General features: G+C 58.4%; 15 protein-coding genes and 1 other RNA gene. 9 read left to right on the top strand and 7 right to left on the bottom strand.

The annotated features are described in order from the left end of the window. The first annotated feature begins 39 nt into the window (after positions 1-39). From ACTFPK_RS02775 to smpB, 3 genes are all read left to right on the top strand, one after another. Positions 40-1,353 (top strand): M23 family metallopeptidase, encoded by a 1,314-nt coding sequence (locus ACTFPK_RS02775; RefSeq protein WP_274733533.1) that lies wholly within the window; start codon positions 40-42, stop codon positions 1,351-1,353. 128 nt (positions 1,354-1,481) lie between these two features. Continuing rightward, positions 1,482-2,183 (top strand): hypothetical protein, encoded by a 702-nt coding sequence (locus tag ACTFPK_RS02770; RefSeq protein ID WP_284898669.1) that lies wholly within the window; start codon positions 1,482-1,484, stop codon positions 2,181-2,183. 15 nt (positions 2,184-2,198) lie between these two features. Next, positions 2,199-2,729: an SsrA-binding protein SmpB gene (gene smpB, locus ACTFPK_RS02765; RefSeq protein WP_026429507.1), complete on the top strand. Its 531-nt coding sequence runs from the start codon at positions 2,199-2,201 to the stop codon at positions 2,727-2,729. Between the two features lie 36 nt (positions 2,730-2,765). Here the strand turns inward: smpB and ACTFPK_RS02760 are convergent, their stop codons facing one another. From ACTFPK_RS02760 to ACTFPK_RS02745, 4 genes are all read right to left on the bottom strand, one after another. Then, the gene (locus tag ACTFPK_RS02760) at positions 2,766-3,101 is read right to left on the bottom strand and encodes a helix-turn-helix domain-containing protein (RefSeq protein ID WP_394532354.1); all 336 of its coding nucleotides are present in this window, start codon (positions 3,099-3,101) and stop codon (positions 2,766-2,768) included. An 86-nt stretch (positions 3,102-3,187) separates the two neighbouring features. Continuing rightward, positions 3,188-3,562, bottom strand: a transfer-messenger RNA (tmRNA) gene (ssrA, locus tag ACTFPK_RS02755). A 260-nt stretch (positions 3,563-3,822) separates the two neighbouring features. Next, positions 3,823-4,629 (bottom strand): hypothetical protein, encoded by an 807-nt coding sequence (locus ACTFPK_RS02750; protein ID WP_394532353.1) that lies wholly within the window; start codon positions 4,627-4,629, stop codon positions 3,823-3,825. 76 nt (positions 4,630-4,705) lie between these two features. Further along, a complete protein-coding gene (locus tag ACTFPK_RS02745) occupies positions 4,706-5,752 on the bottom strand; it encodes a hypothetical protein (RefSeq protein ID WP_394532351.1) in 1,047 nt (348 codons plus the stop codon). A 189-nt stretch (positions 5,753-5,941) separates the two neighbouring features. On the opposite strand from ACTFPK_RS02745, the gene ACTFPK_RS02740 reads away from it, so the two are divergent. Beyond that, positions 5,942-7,009 (top strand): Cna B-type domain-containing protein, encoded by a 1,068-nt coding sequence (locus ACTFPK_RS02740; protein ID WP_394532349.1) that lies wholly within the window; start codon positions 5,942-5,944, stop codon positions 7,007-7,009. A 268-nt stretch (positions 7,010-7,277) separates the two neighbouring features. Beyond that, positions 7,278-8,354: an inositol-3-phosphate synthase gene (locus ACTFPK_RS02735; protein WP_394532347.1), complete on the top strand. Its 1,077-nt coding sequence runs from the start codon at positions 7,278-7,280 to the stop codon at positions 8,352-8,354. Between the two features lie 187 nt (positions 8,355-8,541). Here ACTFPK_RS02735 and ACTFPK_RS02730 read toward each other — a convergent pair whose 3' ends face one another. Further along, the gene (locus ACTFPK_RS02730; protein ID WP_394532345.1) at positions 8,542-8,943 is read right to left on the bottom strand and encodes a DoxX family protein; all 402 of its coding nucleotides are present in this window, start codon (positions 8,941-8,943) and stop codon (positions 8,542-8,544) included. A 489-nt stretch (positions 8,944-9,432) separates the two neighbouring features. Between ACTFPK_RS02730 and ACTFPK_RS02725 the strand changes: the two genes are divergently transcribed. The 4 genes from ACTFPK_RS02725 (at position 9,433) to ACTFPK_RS02710 (ending at position 14,744) form a co-directional block, all read left to right on the top strand. Then, the gene (locus ACTFPK_RS02725; protein WP_439911002.1) at positions 9,433-10,974 is read left to right on the top strand and encodes a hypothetical protein; all 1,542 of its coding nucleotides are present in this window, start codon (positions 9,433-9,435) and stop codon (positions 10,972-10,974) included. After that, positions 10,952-12,133 carry a SpaA isopeptide-forming pilin-related protein gene (locus tag ACTFPK_RS02720; RefSeq protein ID WP_439911001.1) on the top strand — a complete coding sequence of 394 codons (1,182 nt, stop codon included), beginning with the start codon at positions 10,952-10,954 and terminating at the stop codon, positions 12,131-12,133. Before ACTFPK_RS02725 ends, ACTFPK_RS02720 begins: the two co-directional genes overlap by 23 nt. A gap of 128 nt (positions 12,134-12,261) precedes the next feature. Beyond that, complete coding sequence (locus tag ACTFPK_RS02715; RefSeq protein WP_439911000.1) at positions 12,262-13,737, top strand: SpaH/EbpB family LPXTG-anchored major pilin; 1,476 nt, start codon at positions 12,262-12,264, stop codon at positions 13,735-13,737. 86 nt (positions 13,738-13,823) lie between these two features. Beyond that, positions 13,824-14,744 (top strand): class C sortase, encoded by a 921-nt coding sequence (locus ACTFPK_RS02710; protein WP_274733838.1) that lies wholly within the window; start codon positions 13,824-13,826, stop codon positions 14,742-14,744. 10 nt (positions 14,745-14,754) lie between these two features. On the opposite strand, the gene ACTFPK_RS02705 is transcribed toward ACTFPK_RS02710, so the two are convergent. Both ACTFPK_RS02705 and mprF read right to left on the bottom strand, forming a co-directional pair. Continuing rightward, positions 14,755-15,225 carry a hypothetical protein gene (locus ACTFPK_RS02705; RefSeq protein WP_274733837.1) on the bottom strand — a complete coding sequence of 157 codons (471 nt, stop codon included), beginning with the start codon at positions 15,223-15,225 and terminating at the stop codon, positions 14,755-14,757. Further along, a complete protein-coding gene (gene mprF, locus ACTFPK_RS02700; RefSeq protein ID WP_439910999.1) occupies positions 15,225-17,933 on the bottom strand; it encodes a bifunctional lysylphosphatidylglycerol flippase/synthetase MprF in 2,709 nt (902 codons plus the stop codon). The genes ACTFPK_RS02705 and mprF overlap by 1 nt, the downstream gene beginning before the upstream one ends. Positions 17,934-18,002 lie beyond the last annotated feature (69 nt).

The following is an 18,002-nucleotide window of genomic DNA, read 5'->3' as shown; positions in this document are numbered from 1 at the left end:
ACGGTCGCTAACAGAGATACATATAGGAAAGGTGATCCGGTGAGAATCGGGAGCAGACGATGGCTGGGGGCGCTGGCAGCAGGTGCGCTGGGCGTCGCCGGGTTAGCGACGCCGGCGCGTGCCGATGACCGCGACGACCTCGTCCGCCAGCAAGAACAGCAGGAAGCGGAAATTGAGAATCTGCGGTCCTCCCTCGAGGGTGTGGACGTGGATCTGCAAAACGTTTACCTCAAGCTGCAAGAAACGCAGGCGCAGGTTCCCGGGGCGCAGGCCGCGTTATTGCAGGCGCAGAACGACGCCGCAGCAGCCCAGCGCGAACAAGAAAAAATCGGGGCGCGCCTGGATGCCGCCGAAGGTGAACTCGATTCCATCACCTCCTCCATTGCGCAAGGGGAGAAGAAACTGAGCGAAACGCGCGATAACCTCGGTGAGATCGCGCGTTCTGAATACCGCGGGGATAACCGGGTTTCTACCGTGGAGCTTCTGATCGGCGCAAAATCAAGCGCGGATTTCTTCAACGCGCTGTCCGCGAACCAGGCGATTACCCGGGTGCAATCCCAAACTCTCACCGACGTGACCCAAACAACGGCGGCGAACCGGACCCGTGCCCAGCGGCAAAAGGCAGTACAAGGGGAGATTTCCCAGCTCAAGAGCCAGGCGGATGCCGCGGTAGCGGAAAAGAAATCGAAAGAGGCAGCCGCCGCGGCCCGCACCAAGGAACTCGCGGACCTGGAAGCTTCTGTCACCCAGCAATCCCAAGCTCTGGAGGCGCGGCGCGGGGAATTCCAGAACTCGCTGTCGGCCATGAACGCGGCCCGCGATGATACCGCCGCGCAGATCGCCCGTATTGACGAGGAAAACCGGCGGCGCGCGGCGGAAGCAGCAGCCCAGGGCGGCGGGGGAGGTGCCCCGGCAGCACCCCCGGCAGCTTCGGGTGCGCTTATCCCGCCCGTGCCGGCCCCGCTGTACGTGACCTCGCCTTTCGGGATGCGTGTCTATCCCTTCGATGGCGGTTGGTGGATGCACGAAGGCGTGGACTTGCGTTCAGCCTGCGGTAATCCGCAATATGCGGCGGCAGCTGGCGTGGTCGCGGCGGTACGCCCGGCCTCAGGTAACGGCACACACGGCAACCAGGTCATCCTTAACCTCGGCTATATTAACGGCTCGTCCTACGTGGTGGTTTACAATCATCTTTCCGGCTTCAATGTATCCGTGGGGCAGAGCGTGGGCCAGGGCGATGTGATCGGCTGGACCGGCATGACGGGCATGGTCACCGGTTGCCACGTACACTTTGAGGTGTGGCAGGACGGCGTGGTTATCGACCCGATGTCCCTGCCTGGATTCTACGAATAGCGTGCGGGGCAGCCCGGCTTAGGGCGGCTAGCCCGGCGGCCCGGCACTTTGGCCGCTCCAGTAACAGTGGCTATCCCGGTGCGCTGGCGTAGCCAAGCGCGCAACCACGAATCGACGAAGAGGATATCATGACACAAGCACACGGCTCGACCGATCCCGCTCCCACCACCGACGCAGCCTCAACCGCACGTGACACCGCGCCGGGCGTTTCTAGTACGACGCCGCCGCAACAGCCAGGTAGCTCACTCGGCACGGATAAGCCGGCCGGGGCGGTTACCCAGCCCGGAGAAACGGAGAAGGGAGCTCCGGCTGGTGAGGGCGCAGTTGCTCCGACTGCGGGGCAAGCGCCAGCTGCGGCGAAGAAGAAGCAGAAAACTGACGTGAGCAAGTATTCGCGCCGGCAATTGGAGAAGCGCTACGCGCGCGGGCAGCGTAAGGCCACCGCATACGAGGTGCTCACCGGGGTGCTGGGGCTGGTACTCGCCTGGTTTGTTTGGGATCGGGCTGCTATCACCGATTCGCCTTACGCGGTGGGAACGTTGCTTTTCGCGGTTGGTTTCGCGGCGCTCATTGTGTTGGCGATGGTACGCCGCATGATTAATACGATTGCCACGCGGCGGGGAATCGCGGTTGCCGGGGTAGCTACCGGCGTGACTACTTTTGTTATTGGATTGATTATCACCTTGACGGTGAATACCGATGCGGCAGCTGCGCCGTCGTTCTTCACCGATCATCTGCTGGACGTGAGCGCGCCAGCGGTGGTACTGCTGGCCGGAACCCTGATTTTTGTGTGGTTCCTCATCACTGACCGGCGTGAGCTCAAGGATTAGAACGGAGAAGCCCGCGTGGCGAAGAAAAAAGAAGGAAAGCTGAGCGCGGCCCAGCAGGCGAAAGCGGCGGCCGATGCGCATCAGGTGATCGCGCGCAATAAGAAGGCGCGCCATGATTATTTCATTGAGGACACCTTTGAGGCGGGGATGTCGCTGTCTGGAACCGAGGTGAAGGCGCTGCGCATGGGCCGGGCCTCGCTGGTGGACGGCTGGATTGAGGTGGATCGCGGGCAGGTGTACGCGCACGGGATCAATATACCGATTTACGCCATGGGAACGTGGACGAATCACGCGCCCACCCGCAAGCGGCGCCTGCTGCTGCACAAATCGGAGATCGAGAAGCTGGCGCGGGCGGTCGAGGCGAAGGGCTATACGATCGTGCCCCTCGAGCTGTATTTCGTGCGCGGGCTGGCCAAGCTGGAAATCGCGGTGGCTAAGGGCAAGCAGGAATGGGATAAGCGCGAGACGATCCGCCGGCGCGAAGCGGATCGGGAGGCGCAGCGGGCGATGTCTGCCGCCCGGCGCCGCGAAGGGCTGGTGCGGTAGCCGGGCTCACGGATATATGACGGGTATCGCGGTACGCTACCCGGGAATGCCGATTTCATCGAGCCGCTGGGATAATGCGAGCGCGCTAACGAGATAATCTGCTAGTTTCTTGGAACCCGCGGTACCCGCACAGCCAGTACAGAGAGCTTCTTCGAGCAGGGTACTTGTGCCGCGTAGTTCGTCGGCATATATCCCAAGAGCATCTGCAATGAGTGTTGCCTCGATGTAGCTTGCTGAGCGGTCTCCTGTTTCGATGGCGTTGATTGTTCCCAGGGACAGACCGCAGGCCGTAGCTAGATCACTTTGCGACATTCCGACGCGTGTCCGAGCTGAGATGATGCGTTCGCCTATTTCGGATTTGCTAGTGCCCATGGTGAATCACTCTCCTGCTATCAGATACTACCGATCCAGAATAAAATGAGCACCCGCGCCGGAAAACCGGAGCGGGTGCTCATCATAAGTGGAGATGCCGGGAATCGAACCCGGGTCCGACGATAGCCAAAGGAGTATTCTCCGGGCGCAGTTCGTTGATAGTTGTTTTCGGCTCCAGGGTTCCACACGAACCAGGCCCTGACGAACCTATCTATGTTGGTGTCGCGAGCACGCCCGTAGCAAACGTACTCACCAGTGGCTTTCTCAACGATGCTGAGGTCTAGGCGGAAAGCACACCTAGTTCAGCAGATTTCGCAGGTCGCTTAGCTTAGGCAGCGAGGGCGAAATCGGTGCTCTTGTTCTTGGCACCTATTGGTTTGCAGAGAGCGTTATCGAGGTGACTCTACATCCTCGGCCCGCTTCCCTCCGACTAACTACCGCCGTCGAAACCGATCATCCCCGTATGCTGTTATCAAACAGTTCCACCCGCCCGGCATTCAACGCCGGTAACGCGGTGGATTCATCAGTCTACAACGCGACCGCCGCGCGCGCTATTCCCACCGCTATGTAAAGAGGTACGAATTCTATTTCGGAGTGCGAATCTGTACCTATTTTTGAATTCTTGACGTCGATGTATTGGAGAGGGGAGCAGCTTTAGGTGGAGATGCCGGGAATCGAATCCAGGTCGGGCGCTAGTCACAGGAGTCTTCTCCGGCCGGCTTCACGCTTCCACCCACGCCTCATCCACATCCAGCACGAACCACCGGTGCAGGCTGTCAATGAAGTGGATCGCAGAGCCGCGGGATCCGGCGGGGTAATAGGGGAGCACGGCATCGGCTGCATGTTGTACCTGGCAGCGGGTGATTTCGCGGTAGCCGTTGCTCGTATCCGCTAGCGCACAGATAGTTTCGTCATAATCACCGTAGGCCAGCACACGATTTCCCGAAACCGCCAAACCTCTCAGCCGCGGTATTTCCTTACGGGTATCAACAATTCGGGTAATCCGATCTCCCGTTATCGTAACCAGCGGGAAATCGGAGTAGAGGCAAATAATCGTCTGCTCATCGGTGCAGTTCATGGCATAGCAATCGGCAATAAAGGTCAGGCGGGCCAGCTCCTCACCGAACTCCGGTTCCACGTCGTGCCAGTCGGGGTACAGCCATTCCGCTTGCAGCTTGCTATTCCAGCGGCAGAGCCCGCAAAATCCAATCGCGAGGTTCTCCGCTTCGCCGCTTTTCTCCCCGCGGACTCCAAAATCCCAGCCGAAGTTACCGAGAATTCTTTCATCGAAATAACTTGTCCAGATGCTGCCATCACCGAGGGCCTGCACATCTTGGATGCCATCACCGAGCACCCCGGATCGCACCAGTTCCCCGTCCGCTGTATAGATGTAGGCGTTGTGTGTGGCTTCATGCCGGTCGCTGGACCACCGGCATCGCGCGCCGACGGCCAGGAACGTACCGTCAGGCAAGTATTGGATATCGGGAACGGAAACGGGCAGATCGACGGGTGTCGATGCGATGCGCACTGTCCCATCAGATCTTCGACCTTTCCCTCGCTTCACTTTTTCACGCTAAGGTACGACGACGCTGTACATTTCACCGCTACTCATCCGGCCACACGTCGTTGATATCCAGGGTTATCCAGACGCCATCCTCATCAATATCGTGGATGGTAGGTCCAATGTAATTCGAAGATGAGAACGAGTCGGTATCGAATTCCTTCGGATAGCGTAGCTCACAGTTCTCAACTACTCGGTACCCGTCGCTGATATCAATGAGTGTGATAATCGGTTTACCACGCCAGGACCAAATAAGGACGCGGTCACCGGAGATTGCCACGCCGGGCACACCTTCGAAATCTCCTTCGGTGTCGATATACCTGGTGATTTCGTGATTCTCAATCGTAATAATGGAACACGATGTACTTGGGAGAACAACTGTCTGATCCACGTCAAAATTCATGGAGGACATGTGGAACATCGATGCATAGAAAGCGCCTCGATCACCGAATCGCGGGCGTAGTTCTTCCATGGTGGGATAAACCCATATCGGTTCCAGTTCACTATTCCAATGAATGAGTCCGGTGACCTCAAATGGTTCACGATAGTGCAGATTGGGTGCGTTGCTCGGGAATTGCGGATCCCAACCAAGGTTGTCACCTATGCCTTCGTCGAAGTAGCTGGTCCAGAAGGTTCCATCGCTCAGCGCTTGAACCTTGTTTATTGCATCCCCAACAGTTCCGCTTCTAATCAGCTTGCCTTCGAAATCGTAGATAAAAGCGTTGTGATTAGCATGGTTCTCCTCTGCGTACCACCTCCATCGCCCTCCGACAATAAGAAAAGCTCCCGAAGGCAAGGATTGGATACTGGGGAAACAGACGGGGAATCGAAAAATAGGTGTTTTCTGGATAATCTTGCCGTCGGCATTATGCCGCGTTAGCAGGGCATCAACGACTCCGTCGATATATGCGTTGGCGGTACAACCGCCGTTTGACCGCCCGAAAAACTTGTGCCAATCCTCGTCAGTGCTCCAGATCGCCACCGGTAAACCGTCGTAGCTAATAGAGGCCTCCACAAGCGCAGCTCCGATAACCGGCGGTTCCAGCGTGGCTTGATATTTAGGAATGACGATGCGCATTTCTTGGGACATACCCCAGTTTCTCACATCCAGTTTTTCCGCGCCATCGTGGCATATGTGCTGGTGAGGGAAGTGGCTGCGTCGTCGTACTAGAGCCGTGGGACTTAGTTCCCGTAATGGCCGCGCACCGCATAAGCGATGATGAAACAAGCAGCCGCGCGAAAATACGAAAACACGCCTTTTCGCGGCCGGAATGCGGCGATGAAGACGTCGCGCGCACCGGGCATGGCTGAGCCGATGGAGGGAAGAAATATGACGCATCTACGTAAACTCGGCGCGATGGCCGTTGCGCTTCTGCTGGGCTTGCTGGGTATCACAGCTTACTCGCAGGCCCAACCGGTCGATAGCCCGGTCGCGCGGGTAGCTTGCCCGGCTAAGGAGCACCCAGATTTCATCACCTTGGAACTGTGGGGAACCCAGTACACTCGCGATGCGGAAGGTAACCTGCAAAAGGAATTACCCAAGGAAACCATCAAATACGCAGTGTTCAAGGTGTACCAGGATCGCAGCGAGCAGCTCTGGATCAATCCACGTTATGAAGCCAGCAAGCATGAATACGAGGTCGTTAATTACCCCTCAACGGTCGATGAGTGGAATTTTACGTTCAGTGTCCCCAGGTATGAACTTGCCGGCCCTACCTGGACCGATAATGAAGTCGAATATAACATCACCGAAATTCCTACCCCCGGGTACCGCAGCGATGCTGACCTGAATCCGGATGGTACATTCCGGTTCACCAATACCTTGGCTACGGATGTCTCGGCAACGAAGGCGTGGCAGGATGACGATAACGCTAAGCAGACACGCCCGGAGAACATCACTTTCGTGCTGCTGGGGGACGGTAAGGAAGTTGCTCGTAAGACTGTTGGCGCGGCGGAAGGCTGGAAGGCAACCTTCGCTGACGTGGACAAGTGCGCGGATGGCTACCTCATCAATTACACGATTGTGGAGGAGTCTGTTGACGGGTATACCTCGACCGTGGCGGGCAATATGACGGACGGATTCGTGGTGACGAACTCTATCGTGCCCCCGCCTCCGACACCAACTCCCACGCCTACCGAATCGGAGACTCCTACGCCCACGCCAACCCCGTCGGTTCCGGCAACAACCCCGCCGGTTCCCTCGCAAACTCCCACGCCTACAACCACACCTACACCTCGGGAGCAGCTCGTGAAAACGGGAACCTCTATGGCCGGCCCAGCGCTGACGCTGGCGGGTATCGCGTGCATGGCAGCGGGAGGGGTGATGGTGGTACGACGGCGCAGCTAAGCACCTTGTACTCGACACATTAATGTGACTCATTGTGGGGCGGCGACGCCATAAAGTCGCCGCCCCACACTATTGCGCCCGCCAATCTCCGTGCGCCATTCCACCACATCCACCCGTAAGGTCTCTTCACAAACGAACTTTTTAGTGACATAGTGGCTTGGTGATGGGGGCGCAGGTGCCCCGTTCAGTCTCGCTCACCGCGGCATCCGCCGCATCGATGACTGAAAAAACAATCACGTTTCATCAATAACTACAAAGGAGTAACCGTATGTCGATTCGCGTTGCCATTGTGGGAGTAGGTAATTGTGCGTCTTCGCTGGTGCAGGGCGTGACCTACTACCACGGCGCATCTGAAAGCGAAACGGTCCCGGGCCTGATGCATGTGGTATTTGGCGATTACCATATCCGCGATATTGAGTTCGTTGCGGCCTTCGACGTCGATGCCAAGAAAGTCGGCGCCGACCTGGCCACCGCGATCAACGCTAGCGAAAATAACACAATTAAAATCTGCGATGTGGCACCCACCGGAGTGGAGGTGCTGCGTGGCCCCACATTGGATGGCCTGGGGGAGTACTACCGCGCCACCATTACCGAATCCGATGCCGAACCCGTTGATGTGGTGGCCGCGCTTAAGGATGCGCGGGCCGATGTGCTGGTCTCCTACCTCCCGGTCGGCTCCGAAGAAGCCGCAAAGTTCTACGCGCAGGCCGCCCTTGATGCGGGCGTCGCCATGATTAACTGCATGCCGGTGTTCATTGCCTCCAACCCAGAGTGGGCCCAGAAGTTTACGGACGCGGGCGTGCCAATTGTGGGTGACGATATTAAGAGCCAGATCGGTGCGACTATCACCCACCGGGTACTCGCTCGCCTTTTTGAAGAGCGCGGGATTTCTCTTGACCATACTTACCAGCTCAACGTGGGTGGCAATATGGACTTCAAGAATATGTTGCAGCGTTCGCGCCTGGAATCAAAGAAAATTTCTAAAACCCAGGCCGTCACCAGCAATATCACCCAGCAGCTCGACCCGCATGATATCCACGTGGGGCCCTCGGATTGGGTTCCGTGGCTCGAGGATCGCAAATTTGCTTTCGTGCGCCTGGAAGGGCGTAACTTCGGTGATATCCCTGTCAAGCTGGAATACAAGCTCGAGGTCTGGGATTCCCCGAACTCCGCCGGCGTGGTCATCGACGCGATCCGTGCCGCCAAGATCGCCCTTGATCGCGGTATCGGTGGCCCGCTGCTCTCCGCCAGTGCCTATTTCATGAAGTCGCCGGCGCAGCAGCTTCCCGATGAAGAAGCTCGCGCGGCGGTGGAGGCTTTCATCCGCGGGGAAGTGGAGCGTTAAGCCCCGCCTCGGAATAGCTGGTACTCGGCTCAATAAACGTGGCGGCCGTTTCCCCGCGGGGAGCGGCCGCCACCGTTGTGTGCCGCTGTGTAACGATTTTTGCCGAGCTTGCGTCTGTACAGGTGGGTACGACGGCGCAGCTCACCGGCCCACAGCTATCCGAGCCGGCATCGGTGTTCTATCGGGTTTATGCTCCCGTATTTGCCTTCACGTCGGCTTCCACCTCAGCATCCATTTTCATGACATTCCGTGCTTGCTTAATGAGCAGAGCTTGGAGGGGGAGCCGTCCGTAAGCAATAGCCTTGAGCGGCCAGGGCTGATTCCGCCACTGCTGGGCCATATAGATATTCGCTGGGAAAACGGCGAGGAACAGCGCGATGGCCGCCGCTCCGCCGAGCTTGCGGGTGCGGCGCTGCGCAATGAGTCCGGCTGTGACCAATTCGGCCACCCCGGAGGCCAGCGTGTAGGCCCGCGGTTCGCCGGGAAGCTGGGGTGGGATGATCGAGTCGAAGGGCCTGGGAGTAACGAAGTGCAGCGCTCCCATGGTGGTGAGGAGCCCGGTAAGGAGCTGCGGATCTTTGCGTGACATAACTTGATCGTAAACCCGGTCGTGGACTCGTTCAACTACTCCCGGAGTGTGCCCAGCGGCTGAACACCGACTATCACGCCGAATTTGTCGCTAGACAACCATGGACATATTACGTACTTTTCGTCAATTATCGTGTGGTGCTCGTAACATAAAATTCTTTACTAATCGGTGAAACTTTATTTGAGGTAAACAATTTTAGGTCAAATGTCCTAGAATTTGCCGTGCTACGGTACTGTGAAAAATGCGGGGGAGGGGGTGCTATTTCTGGGGATTTTTGCGCCATAGTATGCCAATTTGTTGAGTGTAAAGATTTGCAAAAAATTTTCAGGCTGAAAGCTGTCTGGGAACTTTGGCGGATATGAATCACGTTTCTACCTACTGGACAGTAGGTATTCATTCCCGTAGCTTATTAAGCCGATTGATAACTATTAGTTATACGGCGGGCCGATAAACCACTTCTGGTGATCGAACCTTCGTGTAATGGACAGGATGAGCGTGAATTTTCGGGCGATACCGGCAACGGTTGCGACGATCGTGGCCGCACTCATGACCAGCCACGCCACGGGTGTCCCTTTTTCGGGTACCCCGGCACCTCATCCCACCCCTGGTGTTACCACCGCTCAAGATGCAAGCGACCAGGCCGCCTCGGAAGCTCCGGAGCCTGGCACTGGTGCCGCGGATCCTGAGCAGCCCGAGCCCGTCAGCCCGGTGGCGCCGTCGCCCAGCGCTGAAGAAGGCACGGCGGAAGGAACAGACGGCACCACCGAACCTACCCCGGTACCGGATACCGATACGGAAACCGCCGAGGCCGCCACTCCGCTGGATCGGGCGCAGAAGAGCTGGCGCGAGCAGCTCGGAATTCTTGAGCAGCCAGAAGGTACTCCGCGGGACGGCTCGGCCAGCCCGCTCACCGCGCGCCCGAATCGTTTTGCCCCGCGCAATGTGCGACAAACTTCTATGGAGCAGTGCTCCGGTCGCGGTTTTTATTCCATGGGCGCCGGTAAGGGTGAAATTAACTTGATAACCGTTAAACCGAACGGTCAGCTCGGCTCCGAACTTGTCGGACGTGTGGAGTGGAAAGGTGGAGGCCGCGTTGAGAAGAACGTCGGCTATGATGCCCTTGCGGTCGCCGCGGACGGATCTATGTGGCATACCGAGCTGAGTGGGGATACGACGCCTGGGTCAAGTCCTGAAACGTGGATCGCTCACGGACGTATTACCAATACCGGAGATAATGGATACCAGTCCATCGAGAGCTACAAAGTCCTCTCAACAGAAATGCCGATTCGTGGTGGCACGATGTCTCCGGGCCCGAAGGGCATGTACGTGATGATCGGTGACACGGGTAAATCTAAAGCAGGTAGGATAAACCAGCCGTACGCCTCCAAGCGTAAACTAGTGGTTTTTGATCCGGACAAAAAGCGGCTTGTCACTCTCGGTTACCTTCAGACCACCAGCATATCCTCGGCTATTTTCTCGGATCTTATTTTCGATAAGGAGGGCAATCTTTATCTGCTTTCTGGTTCCTCGGAGGGACGTAAGGATAATCAGGGGCGCGATTTTACCGGCCTTAGCCAGATGCGCATTGACCGTATTGATGCCGCGGAATTCCAAAATGCCTATGACAGGGCGATTAAGGCGGGCCAGTTTGTGACTCCGACGCAATCTGGGAAGCACAAAACGCTTAACCTTGCCAGAATAAAGAATAAGAACTTCCCGAATCTGAACACCACTCTTGTCCGTTCTTTCTTTATTAATACCATGATGTTTGAACCCGACGGTCTAGCTGCTGGCTCGAACGGATCTTTCTACGTTTCGGGGCGGTACACCGGCCAGCATGGGAACGTGAAACCTGGTCAGCAGAGTCGATCCCAGTCACGGGTCTATGAAGTTGATATCGTTTCCGGCCAGGTCAAGAACAATGGTCGCCCAGTTTTCGATGTGCCTAAAACTACTGGTAGTCAGAGCGATTCTTGGTTTGATCAAGAAATTGCCGATACCGAAGGATGTGCGGATCTTCCGAACTATTAGCGCCGCGAAAAACATTACTCAGCGCCTGAATAACAGTGATCAGTTCACGGTGAGCGTCGCGGAGAAGAATCCCGGTAATAATCCGTTAGGCGGTATTTCTTCCGAATCTATGACGACGACGGGCCAAACCACCGGTCCCCAAACTCCCACGCGTACGCTGCTGCGTGGCCGGGATCGCGTATATGTGCTCAAGGAGCAGATGGCGGGCGATTCGGCGTCGTCGCTCAGTGACTACAACAAAGTGTGGACGTGCACGGACAAGCTGGGGCGGTCGATTCCTGTTCGTAACCAGAGGGAAGCTAACGGTGCGTTTACTGGGGAGGTGACCGGGCCTGCTGTGAACGGGAATCTCACGTGTTCGGTGTTGAATACCCCGAAGGTGACGTCCTTGACCGTGGAGAAGCGCGATAGCGACTGGAATGATCCGCTGCCCGGGGCCGTTTTCGACCTGTGCGAGGATACCAACGGGAACGGACGTTGCGATGCCGGCGAGCCGCGTCAAGGCGAGCGCACCACGGACGGATACGGTCGGGCTAGGTGGGACAATGTGCTCATTGGTAGGCGCTACGTGGTGGACGAAGTATCTGCCCCACGTGGGTACCGGCCCGCTGGCGCGCCGCAGGTAGTAACGACGGCGCAGCAGAATCCCGTGGTCACCATTAAGAATGATCGCGTGCGTGGCACCATCGTGTGGGATAAGAAGGAAACCGGGTCGGAGAAGTTCCTCAAGGGATCCGTGTGGACGGTACGCGATCAGCATGGGCGGCCTTTCGAGGTAAGCGACTGTGTGGGGGAGACCGCGCAGGCGTGCTCGGCTACCAAGCTCTGGCAGGATAAGGATCCTCGCCCGGGTAAGTTGCGCCTGGAAAACATTCCCTGGGGTACCTACACCCTGGAAGAAAAGACTGCGCCGCTGGGCTATGTGAAGTCCACCGAGGTGAAAACCGTGGAGGTGGGCGCCACGACCGTCACGAATGATCGTAACGAACCCGTGGAACTGAATCTCGGCGTGATTTATAACAAGCTTCGTGAGGCACCGCCGCTCCCACTCACCGGTGGATGGAGCGAGGACGCGTTCCGCACGGCAGGCTTCGCGGTGCTCGGGGGAGCTGTGCTCCTGGTGAGCATCGTGATGATCAGACGGCGAAACCGGGGGTGAGCGTGGAATAAAGGCTCAGCCACTGAGAACTGCGCACGTAAAACTGCGCAGCTAACGCCGCCCTTCGGGCAAAAATAACCACACAACTAATTGAAGCAATATGTGCTGCAATCACGGAGAGGACTACCATGCAGCTGAAGAAATCTATCCGCGCGGTGCTCGCCGCCCTGATCACCGCCCTGCTGGGCGCCGCTGGTCTGGTGCTCGCACCCGGGGCCCACGCTGTTCCGGGCGCTGAAGACGCACTTGGCAACCCGAACCTCGACAAGGTTGGTTCTATTACTGTTCATAAGTACAAGAACCCGGCTTGGGACAAGCCGAATAACGGCCGTGAGATCACGGATGTTCCCGCCGCTGCGGAAGCTCTTGAAGGCGTTGAATTTATCCTGCAGCCTGTGCAGGGTATCGATCTGAAGAAGCCCGAGGACTGGGCGAAGATCTCGAAGCTCGCCTACACCGAAGGCTCCAACCAGGCAACGGCTGACGGCCAGAACTACACATTGGGAGCTGAAACGAAGCAGACCACCGCGGCCGGTGGAGTTACGAAGTTCGCCAATCTTGCCGCTGGTGTCTACCTCGTTCGTGAAGGCAGCGTTGGCAACAACAATGTGATCGAGAAGGCCAAGCCTTTCTTTGTCTCCATCCCCTTCCCTTCAAAGGCTGATAACAAGGCCGAGTGGATTTACGATGTTCACGCCTACCCGAAGAACACCGTGGCTGACGACGGCACCAAGAAACTGAATGACGTTGATGCTCGCAAGATTGGTGATACCGTCAAGTGGGATATTAAGTACGCGATTCCGGCGCTGGCCAAGGACGAAACCTACAAGCGCATCGGGATGGAAGATCTCCTTGATGCACATCTCAAGTACGCCGGTGCCAAGGTCTCCCTCGGTGACACTGTTCTTGCCGAAGCTGACTACACCGTGACGGTCACGAACGAGACCAAGGGGGACACTGACGTTACTGATCGTCAGAAGGTCACCATCGAGCTGACCGCGCAAGGTCTGGCCAAGGTCAAGGCTGGCCAGGAATTCAAGGTTGAACTTTCGACGAAGATCACTGGTCTCCCGAAGAACGGCGAAATCCCCAACTCCTTCGGTCCCATCGTTAACGACCACACCCCGGGTGTCGATAAGACTCCTGGTGATCGTAAGGTGAAGATCGGTGAACTGCTCGTTCTCAAGCAGGACAAGGACAACCAGAAGCCGTTGAAGGACGCCGTCTTCGCTGTTTACGCGACGCAGGAAGATGCGACCAACGGTACCAACGAAATCGCAACCGCGACCTCCGATGCTGATGGCAAGGTCCGCTTCCCGGGCCTGGTTCTTGGTGACGCAGATCAGAAGGACTTCTTCCTTAAGGAAAAGAAGGCTCCGGCCGGTTACGTGATCAGCACCGAGGTTAAGGACGTCAACGTCAAGAAGGGTAAGTCGACTGCTGTTGAATACACCATCGACAACACCAAGCATGACGGCCCGAACCTGCCGCTGACCGGTGCTGCCGGCCAGCTCATGCTCACCCTCGGTGGCCTCGCGCTGCTGGGTGCTGCTGGTGGCTTGACCGTCGCTCAGGTTCGCCGCAACCGCGCGGTGAACGCCTAAGCACAGAACTGACCGCGTAACTTTCGCGGCCTACCGAACGGGTGGGGTGGTGCCATCTGGCACCTCCCCACCCGGGTCTGTATCTCATGAAGAAAAACCTGCTGTTGCCCTACCTCATCGGGCTCCTTGTTATCCTCGGGCTCACCCTACTGGTGTACCCGCATGCCGCCGCCTGGCTCTCCCAATACGAGCAATCCAAAGTCACCGGGGCGTACTCTGAGCAAATTGCCACCGCCCAGCCCGATAAAGATACCCAGCTAGCCGCCGCGCACGCCTATAACGAAGCATTCAACGCTGGCGCGGTCCTGGAAGCCAATGAACGCAAAGCCACCGGCACCGGCGACACCACCGCCGCAGACGGCATCTGGCCATACGAAAAAATCCTTGCCGCGGACTCCGAGGGCCTCATGGCCCGACTCCGCATCCCCACTATCGACGTTGACCTACCCGTCTACCACGGCACCTCAGATGAGGTCCTCAACCGCGCGGCCGGCCATCTGGAAGGTACCTCACTACCCGTGGGCGGGCCCAGCACCCGCGCTGTTATCACCGCGCACCGCGGCCTCGCGAACGCCCGCATGTTCACCGACCTCAACAAAGTCAATGTGGGGGATACCTTCACCATTGAAGTCTTCGGAGACGTACTCACCTACCGCGTGCGGGATACCAAAGTAGTAGCGCCGGAAGATACCGATACCCTGCGGGTAGAAGAAGGCAAAGACCTGGTCACCCTGGTGACCTGCACCCCGCTCGGTATTAACTCCCATCGCATCCTAGTCACGGGGGAGCGCATTATCCCCACCCCGGTAGCGGACGTAGAAGCCGCGAATAAGCCCTCCGATCTGCCGCGCTTCCCGTGGTTCGCTATTGCGTACGGAGTGGCTGTGCTGGCCACCATCGGGGTGCTCGCGCGTATGACGTGGAAAGAGCGCCGCCGCGCCCAGAAGGTAGCAGCCGCCCGGAAAGAATCCTCGGCTCAGGAGGTAGCAGCCGCCCAGGAAGAATAGTGCTCGCTATTCAGGACAGTTCCTCGTCAGCACGTAAGAATTCATCCCTACCGATGGTGAAGCGCCGCTTGGATACGGGCGCGGGTGGTGCGGGAAGCGCAATAGCCTCAAGGCCGGCATCGGTCACCCGCACGAGGAGCTGAAGCTTCCCCTGCTCCACCAGGTAAAAAGCACGCGGATGCGGTCCATCCAACCACCCCCGGAAAGCATCCAAATCCAGCATGCTCATAATAAAGAAGCCAGCCGACTTCAATCGGAAATGGCTGGGCCGTGCCTCCAGGTACCAGATCCGCGCCTCCGGGAAGAGCTCACGCACCTGATGATCCGCATCGCGCCGTTCCGCAGCCGCGAGCTCAGACTTGTGCCATTCCGGATCAGCTACCAGCGCGCTGTGCACATTCTCCGCGGGGCGCCGCAGCACCACCGTGCCAAATGCCGACATCGGCGTTTCGGGATCACGCATCGAGGGCCGCTTCGCCATCAGGCACCTTCCTTTCCAGATTCCGCGGGAGCCGTAGCGTCAGCTGCCGGAACGGCAGCTGCGGCGTCGTCGCCCTCACTCGGGCAAGGCGCGGGGAGGCTCCACTGCAGCGGAATTGCCCCGCGGCTACGATCCGGATGCTGAATAACATCGAGCAGGCCCAGGATAGTGGGAGTGAGCGCCGTCGTGCCGGTATACGCAAGATAGCGGGACTGCCAGCGCGGCTTAAACTTTTCTTTATAGGAACGCAAGCCCTTGAAATTGTAGAGACGGTCCCCGAAATCGTAAATCACACGCACCACCTTTTCGCGCGCCCGTGAGAAGCGCGTGGTGCCGGTATTAGACATAGGCGCCATCCCCAGATTCACGTGGGTATAGCCGTTGTCCTTCGCCCATTCGATAAGGGAAACGAAAATACCGTCCATGGTGCCACCCGGCGCGTCGGGGCGGATGCGCATGAGGTCCACGGAGGCAACCCCCGGGGCCATCGGCATGAGACTCGCGAAACCTTCGATACGTTCCTCTCCGCGCACCAGCAGCACCGGGGTGCGGCCAATATAGGAGGCATCGAAGAAGCCGAGGGAGAAGCCCATCTCCGCGCGCTTGCCCAGCCACGCATCCGAAACCTCGCGCAGCTGCTCCAGGAACTCAGGAGTATAGGGCGGGAAATGCACCTCGAAATGGGTGCCCTTTTCGCCCATCCGGTTACGCATACGCCGGAATACCTTGCCCTTATTGCCAACGTTGGAATACGTGGCCAGATCCACGGTGGCATCCTCCCCGATTTTCACGAAGGAGAAACCGATATTCGCGCACGCCCCCAGGTAGATATCCGCAATCTCGTAAATCGCGATCGAGCAGCCGTGCTCATCGGCATAGGTGACGAATTCCTCGAAAAGCTCCTCGAAAGCAGCCTCGTCCCCGAAAGGATCACCGAGTACCAGCATGGAGGAACGGTAGGGGCGGTAGAGGAGCGCCGCGCGCCCGTTGGAAGAATAAAAGACCTGCTTATCGCCCAGGTAGAAGAGGTGGGTGAAAGCGTTGCCGGCATTGTGTTCGGCCAGGAACGCCTCGAAACGCTGCACATCGGCCGGGGTGGGAAGCTCGAAATGCGGGGCGCGGGAACGTGAGAAGAGCAGCGCGAGGGAAATAAGGGAAACGAAGCAGATCATGCTCAGCCCGGTGAGAAGGGCGTGCGCGGTGGGGTATACGTGCGCCTGCGGGGCACCGTGGATCCAGCGCCAGGCGAAAATTGCCAGCGGGATACCTACCGCGATCACCGCGGAAAACGCGAAAGAACGCCATTCGAAGGGGAGGGGTTCGCGGTTGAAGGCCCCGCGTGCCAGGTAGAGCAGAATCGAGAACAGAATGATGACGATGAGCGCGCCGGTATCTAGCCCGCGCGCCACCGCGGCCACCGCGGCTACGCCCAGCAGGATCAAAATGATGGGGAAGACGCGGCTGACACGCTGGCGCACCCCGCGCGCCAAAATAAGCAGCATGATCCCCACCAGCAGCGAGACAATGCGCGAGGAGCGGATCATTTCGTGGGGGAGGAATACATGTAGCAGCGCCACCCGCGCGTAGAAAGAAGGCGCGAAAGCGTTGACGATGGAGAAAATCCCCAGGATCACCACGCCGGTGGAGAGCGCATTAATGAGCCAGCGTTCGCGCTTATCCCGGTCCTCCAGGCCCAGGCGCGGGTAGGCGTATTCGGCCAGCCAGTACACGGTGGCCGCCAGCCACGGCAGCGCGTAGTAGGTGACCCGGTAAACGATAATCGCAAGCACCAGGGTGGAGGAATCAAAACCGAGGTGCTGGAAGAACACGATAACGGTGAGGTCGAAGGTTCCCAGCCCCGCCGGGATAAAGCTGAGCAGGCCCACGAGCGTTGCGGTGGCGTACACAAATACCGCCTGCACGAAAGAAACCTCGCCCAGGAACGTGCGCACGCAGATCCAGAAGAACACCGCCGCGGCCAGCCAGTCCGCAACAGAGGCGAAAAGCATCTGGAGTTTCTGCCGGAAGTTCTGGGTGCCGATCGCGGTGCTGCGCAGGTCAATCTTCCAGATATGCACCTTGCCGGCCAGGAAATACACCGGGATGTACAGGCATGCCACCACGGGCACGATGAGGAAACGCCCGTCATAGCGGAACGCGAAAGGGAGGGTGGCCAGCAGCATGGCGAAAAGTCCGAGCAGATTCGCGGCCCACACCGCCACGCTGGCATCCACGGCGGCTTTGGTGGAGGCCCCGGCCCGCTTGTAGTAGCGCGAGCGAATCGCCCCGCCGGTCAGCCCGCCCAGCCCCGCGAAATTATTGAAAGCCTGGGCAATCCACCCGATTTTCACGGCGGTTCCCACCGGGACCTCTACCCCGAAATGCCGCGAAGCGAAAATGTCATAAATACCGGTGGCGGTAAAAACCAGGAAACCGAGAGCCACGAGCTCCACGAGGACCACCGGCGGCGTTGAGCTGAGGACCTGCGCCATATGCTCCCCGCTCAACTCCTGAAGTTGCGTACGAGCCACGGCCGCCACCCCGGCGATCACCAGCACATAGAAAGTGATTTTGAAGGGGCGGGGATGGGAGCGGATGAAAGCGACAAGTCGCGACACCGGGGAACCTTTCTTCGACGACGACGCCTCGGCCCGCGTGCTCGCTTTCGCGCTACTGACCGGCCCGGAGGCATCCTGAACCTTACTCATTATGCCCTGAAACCAGGCCCGTGCGCCGGTAAATGGAGGCGGCAAGGCCGCGCAAATCCTGTGACAACT

This window comes from Actinotignum sp. UMB0459 (assembly GCF_051905915.1).
GTDB lineage: Bacteria > Actinomycetota > Actinomycetes > Actinomycetales > Actinomycetaceae > Actinotignum > Actinotignum sanguinis.
This window is presented reverse-complemented; position numbering and strand designations above follow the sequence as displayed.

Bases quoted from the DNA above. Each gene is read 5' to 3' on its own strand.
- ACTFPK_RS02715 (WP_439911000.1), top strand. From the start codon at position 12,262: ATGCAGCTGAAGAAATCTATCCGCGCGGTGCTCGCCGCCCTGATCACC.
- ACTFPK_RS02740 (WP_394532349.1), top strand. From the start codon at position 5,942: ATGAAGACGTCGCGCGCACCGGGCATGGCTGAGCCGATGGAGGGAAGA.
- ACTFPK_RS02725 (WP_439911002.1), top strand. From the start codon at position 9,433: ATGAGCGTGAATTTTCGGGCGATACCGGCAACGGTTGCGACGATCGTG.
- ACTFPK_RS02745 (WP_394532351.1), bottom strand. From the start codon at position 5,752: ATGTCCCAAGAAATGCGCATCGTCATTCCTAAATATCAAGCCACGCTG.
- ACTFPK_RS02705 (WP_274733837.1), bottom strand. From the start codon at position 15,225: ATGGCGAAGCGGCCCTCGATGCGTGATCCCGAAACGCCGATGTCGGCA.
- ACTFPK_RS02710 (WP_274733838.1), top strand. From the start codon at position 13,824: ATGAAGAAAAACCTGCTGTTGCCCTACCTCATCGGGCTCCTTGTTATC.
- ACTFPK_RS02760 (WP_394532354.1), bottom strand. From the start codon at position 3,101: ATGGGCACTAGCAAATCCGAAATAGGCGAACGCATCATCTCAGCTCGG.
- ACTFPK_RS02735 (WP_394532347.1), top strand. From the start codon at position 7,278: ATGTCGATTCGCGTTGCCATTGTGGGAGTAGGTAATTGTGCGTCTTCG.
- ACTFPK_RS02730 (WP_394532345.1), bottom strand. From the start codon at position 8,943: ATGTCACGCAAAGATCCGCAGCTCCTTACCGGGCTCCTCACCACCATG.
- mprF (WP_439910999.1), bottom strand. From the start codon at position 17,933: ATGAGTAAGGTTCAGGATGCCTCCGGGCCGGTCAGTAGCGCGAAAGCG.
- ACTFPK_RS02770 (WP_284898669.1), top strand. From the start codon at position 1,482: ATGACACAAGCACACGGCTCGACCGATCCCGCTCCCACCACCGACGCA.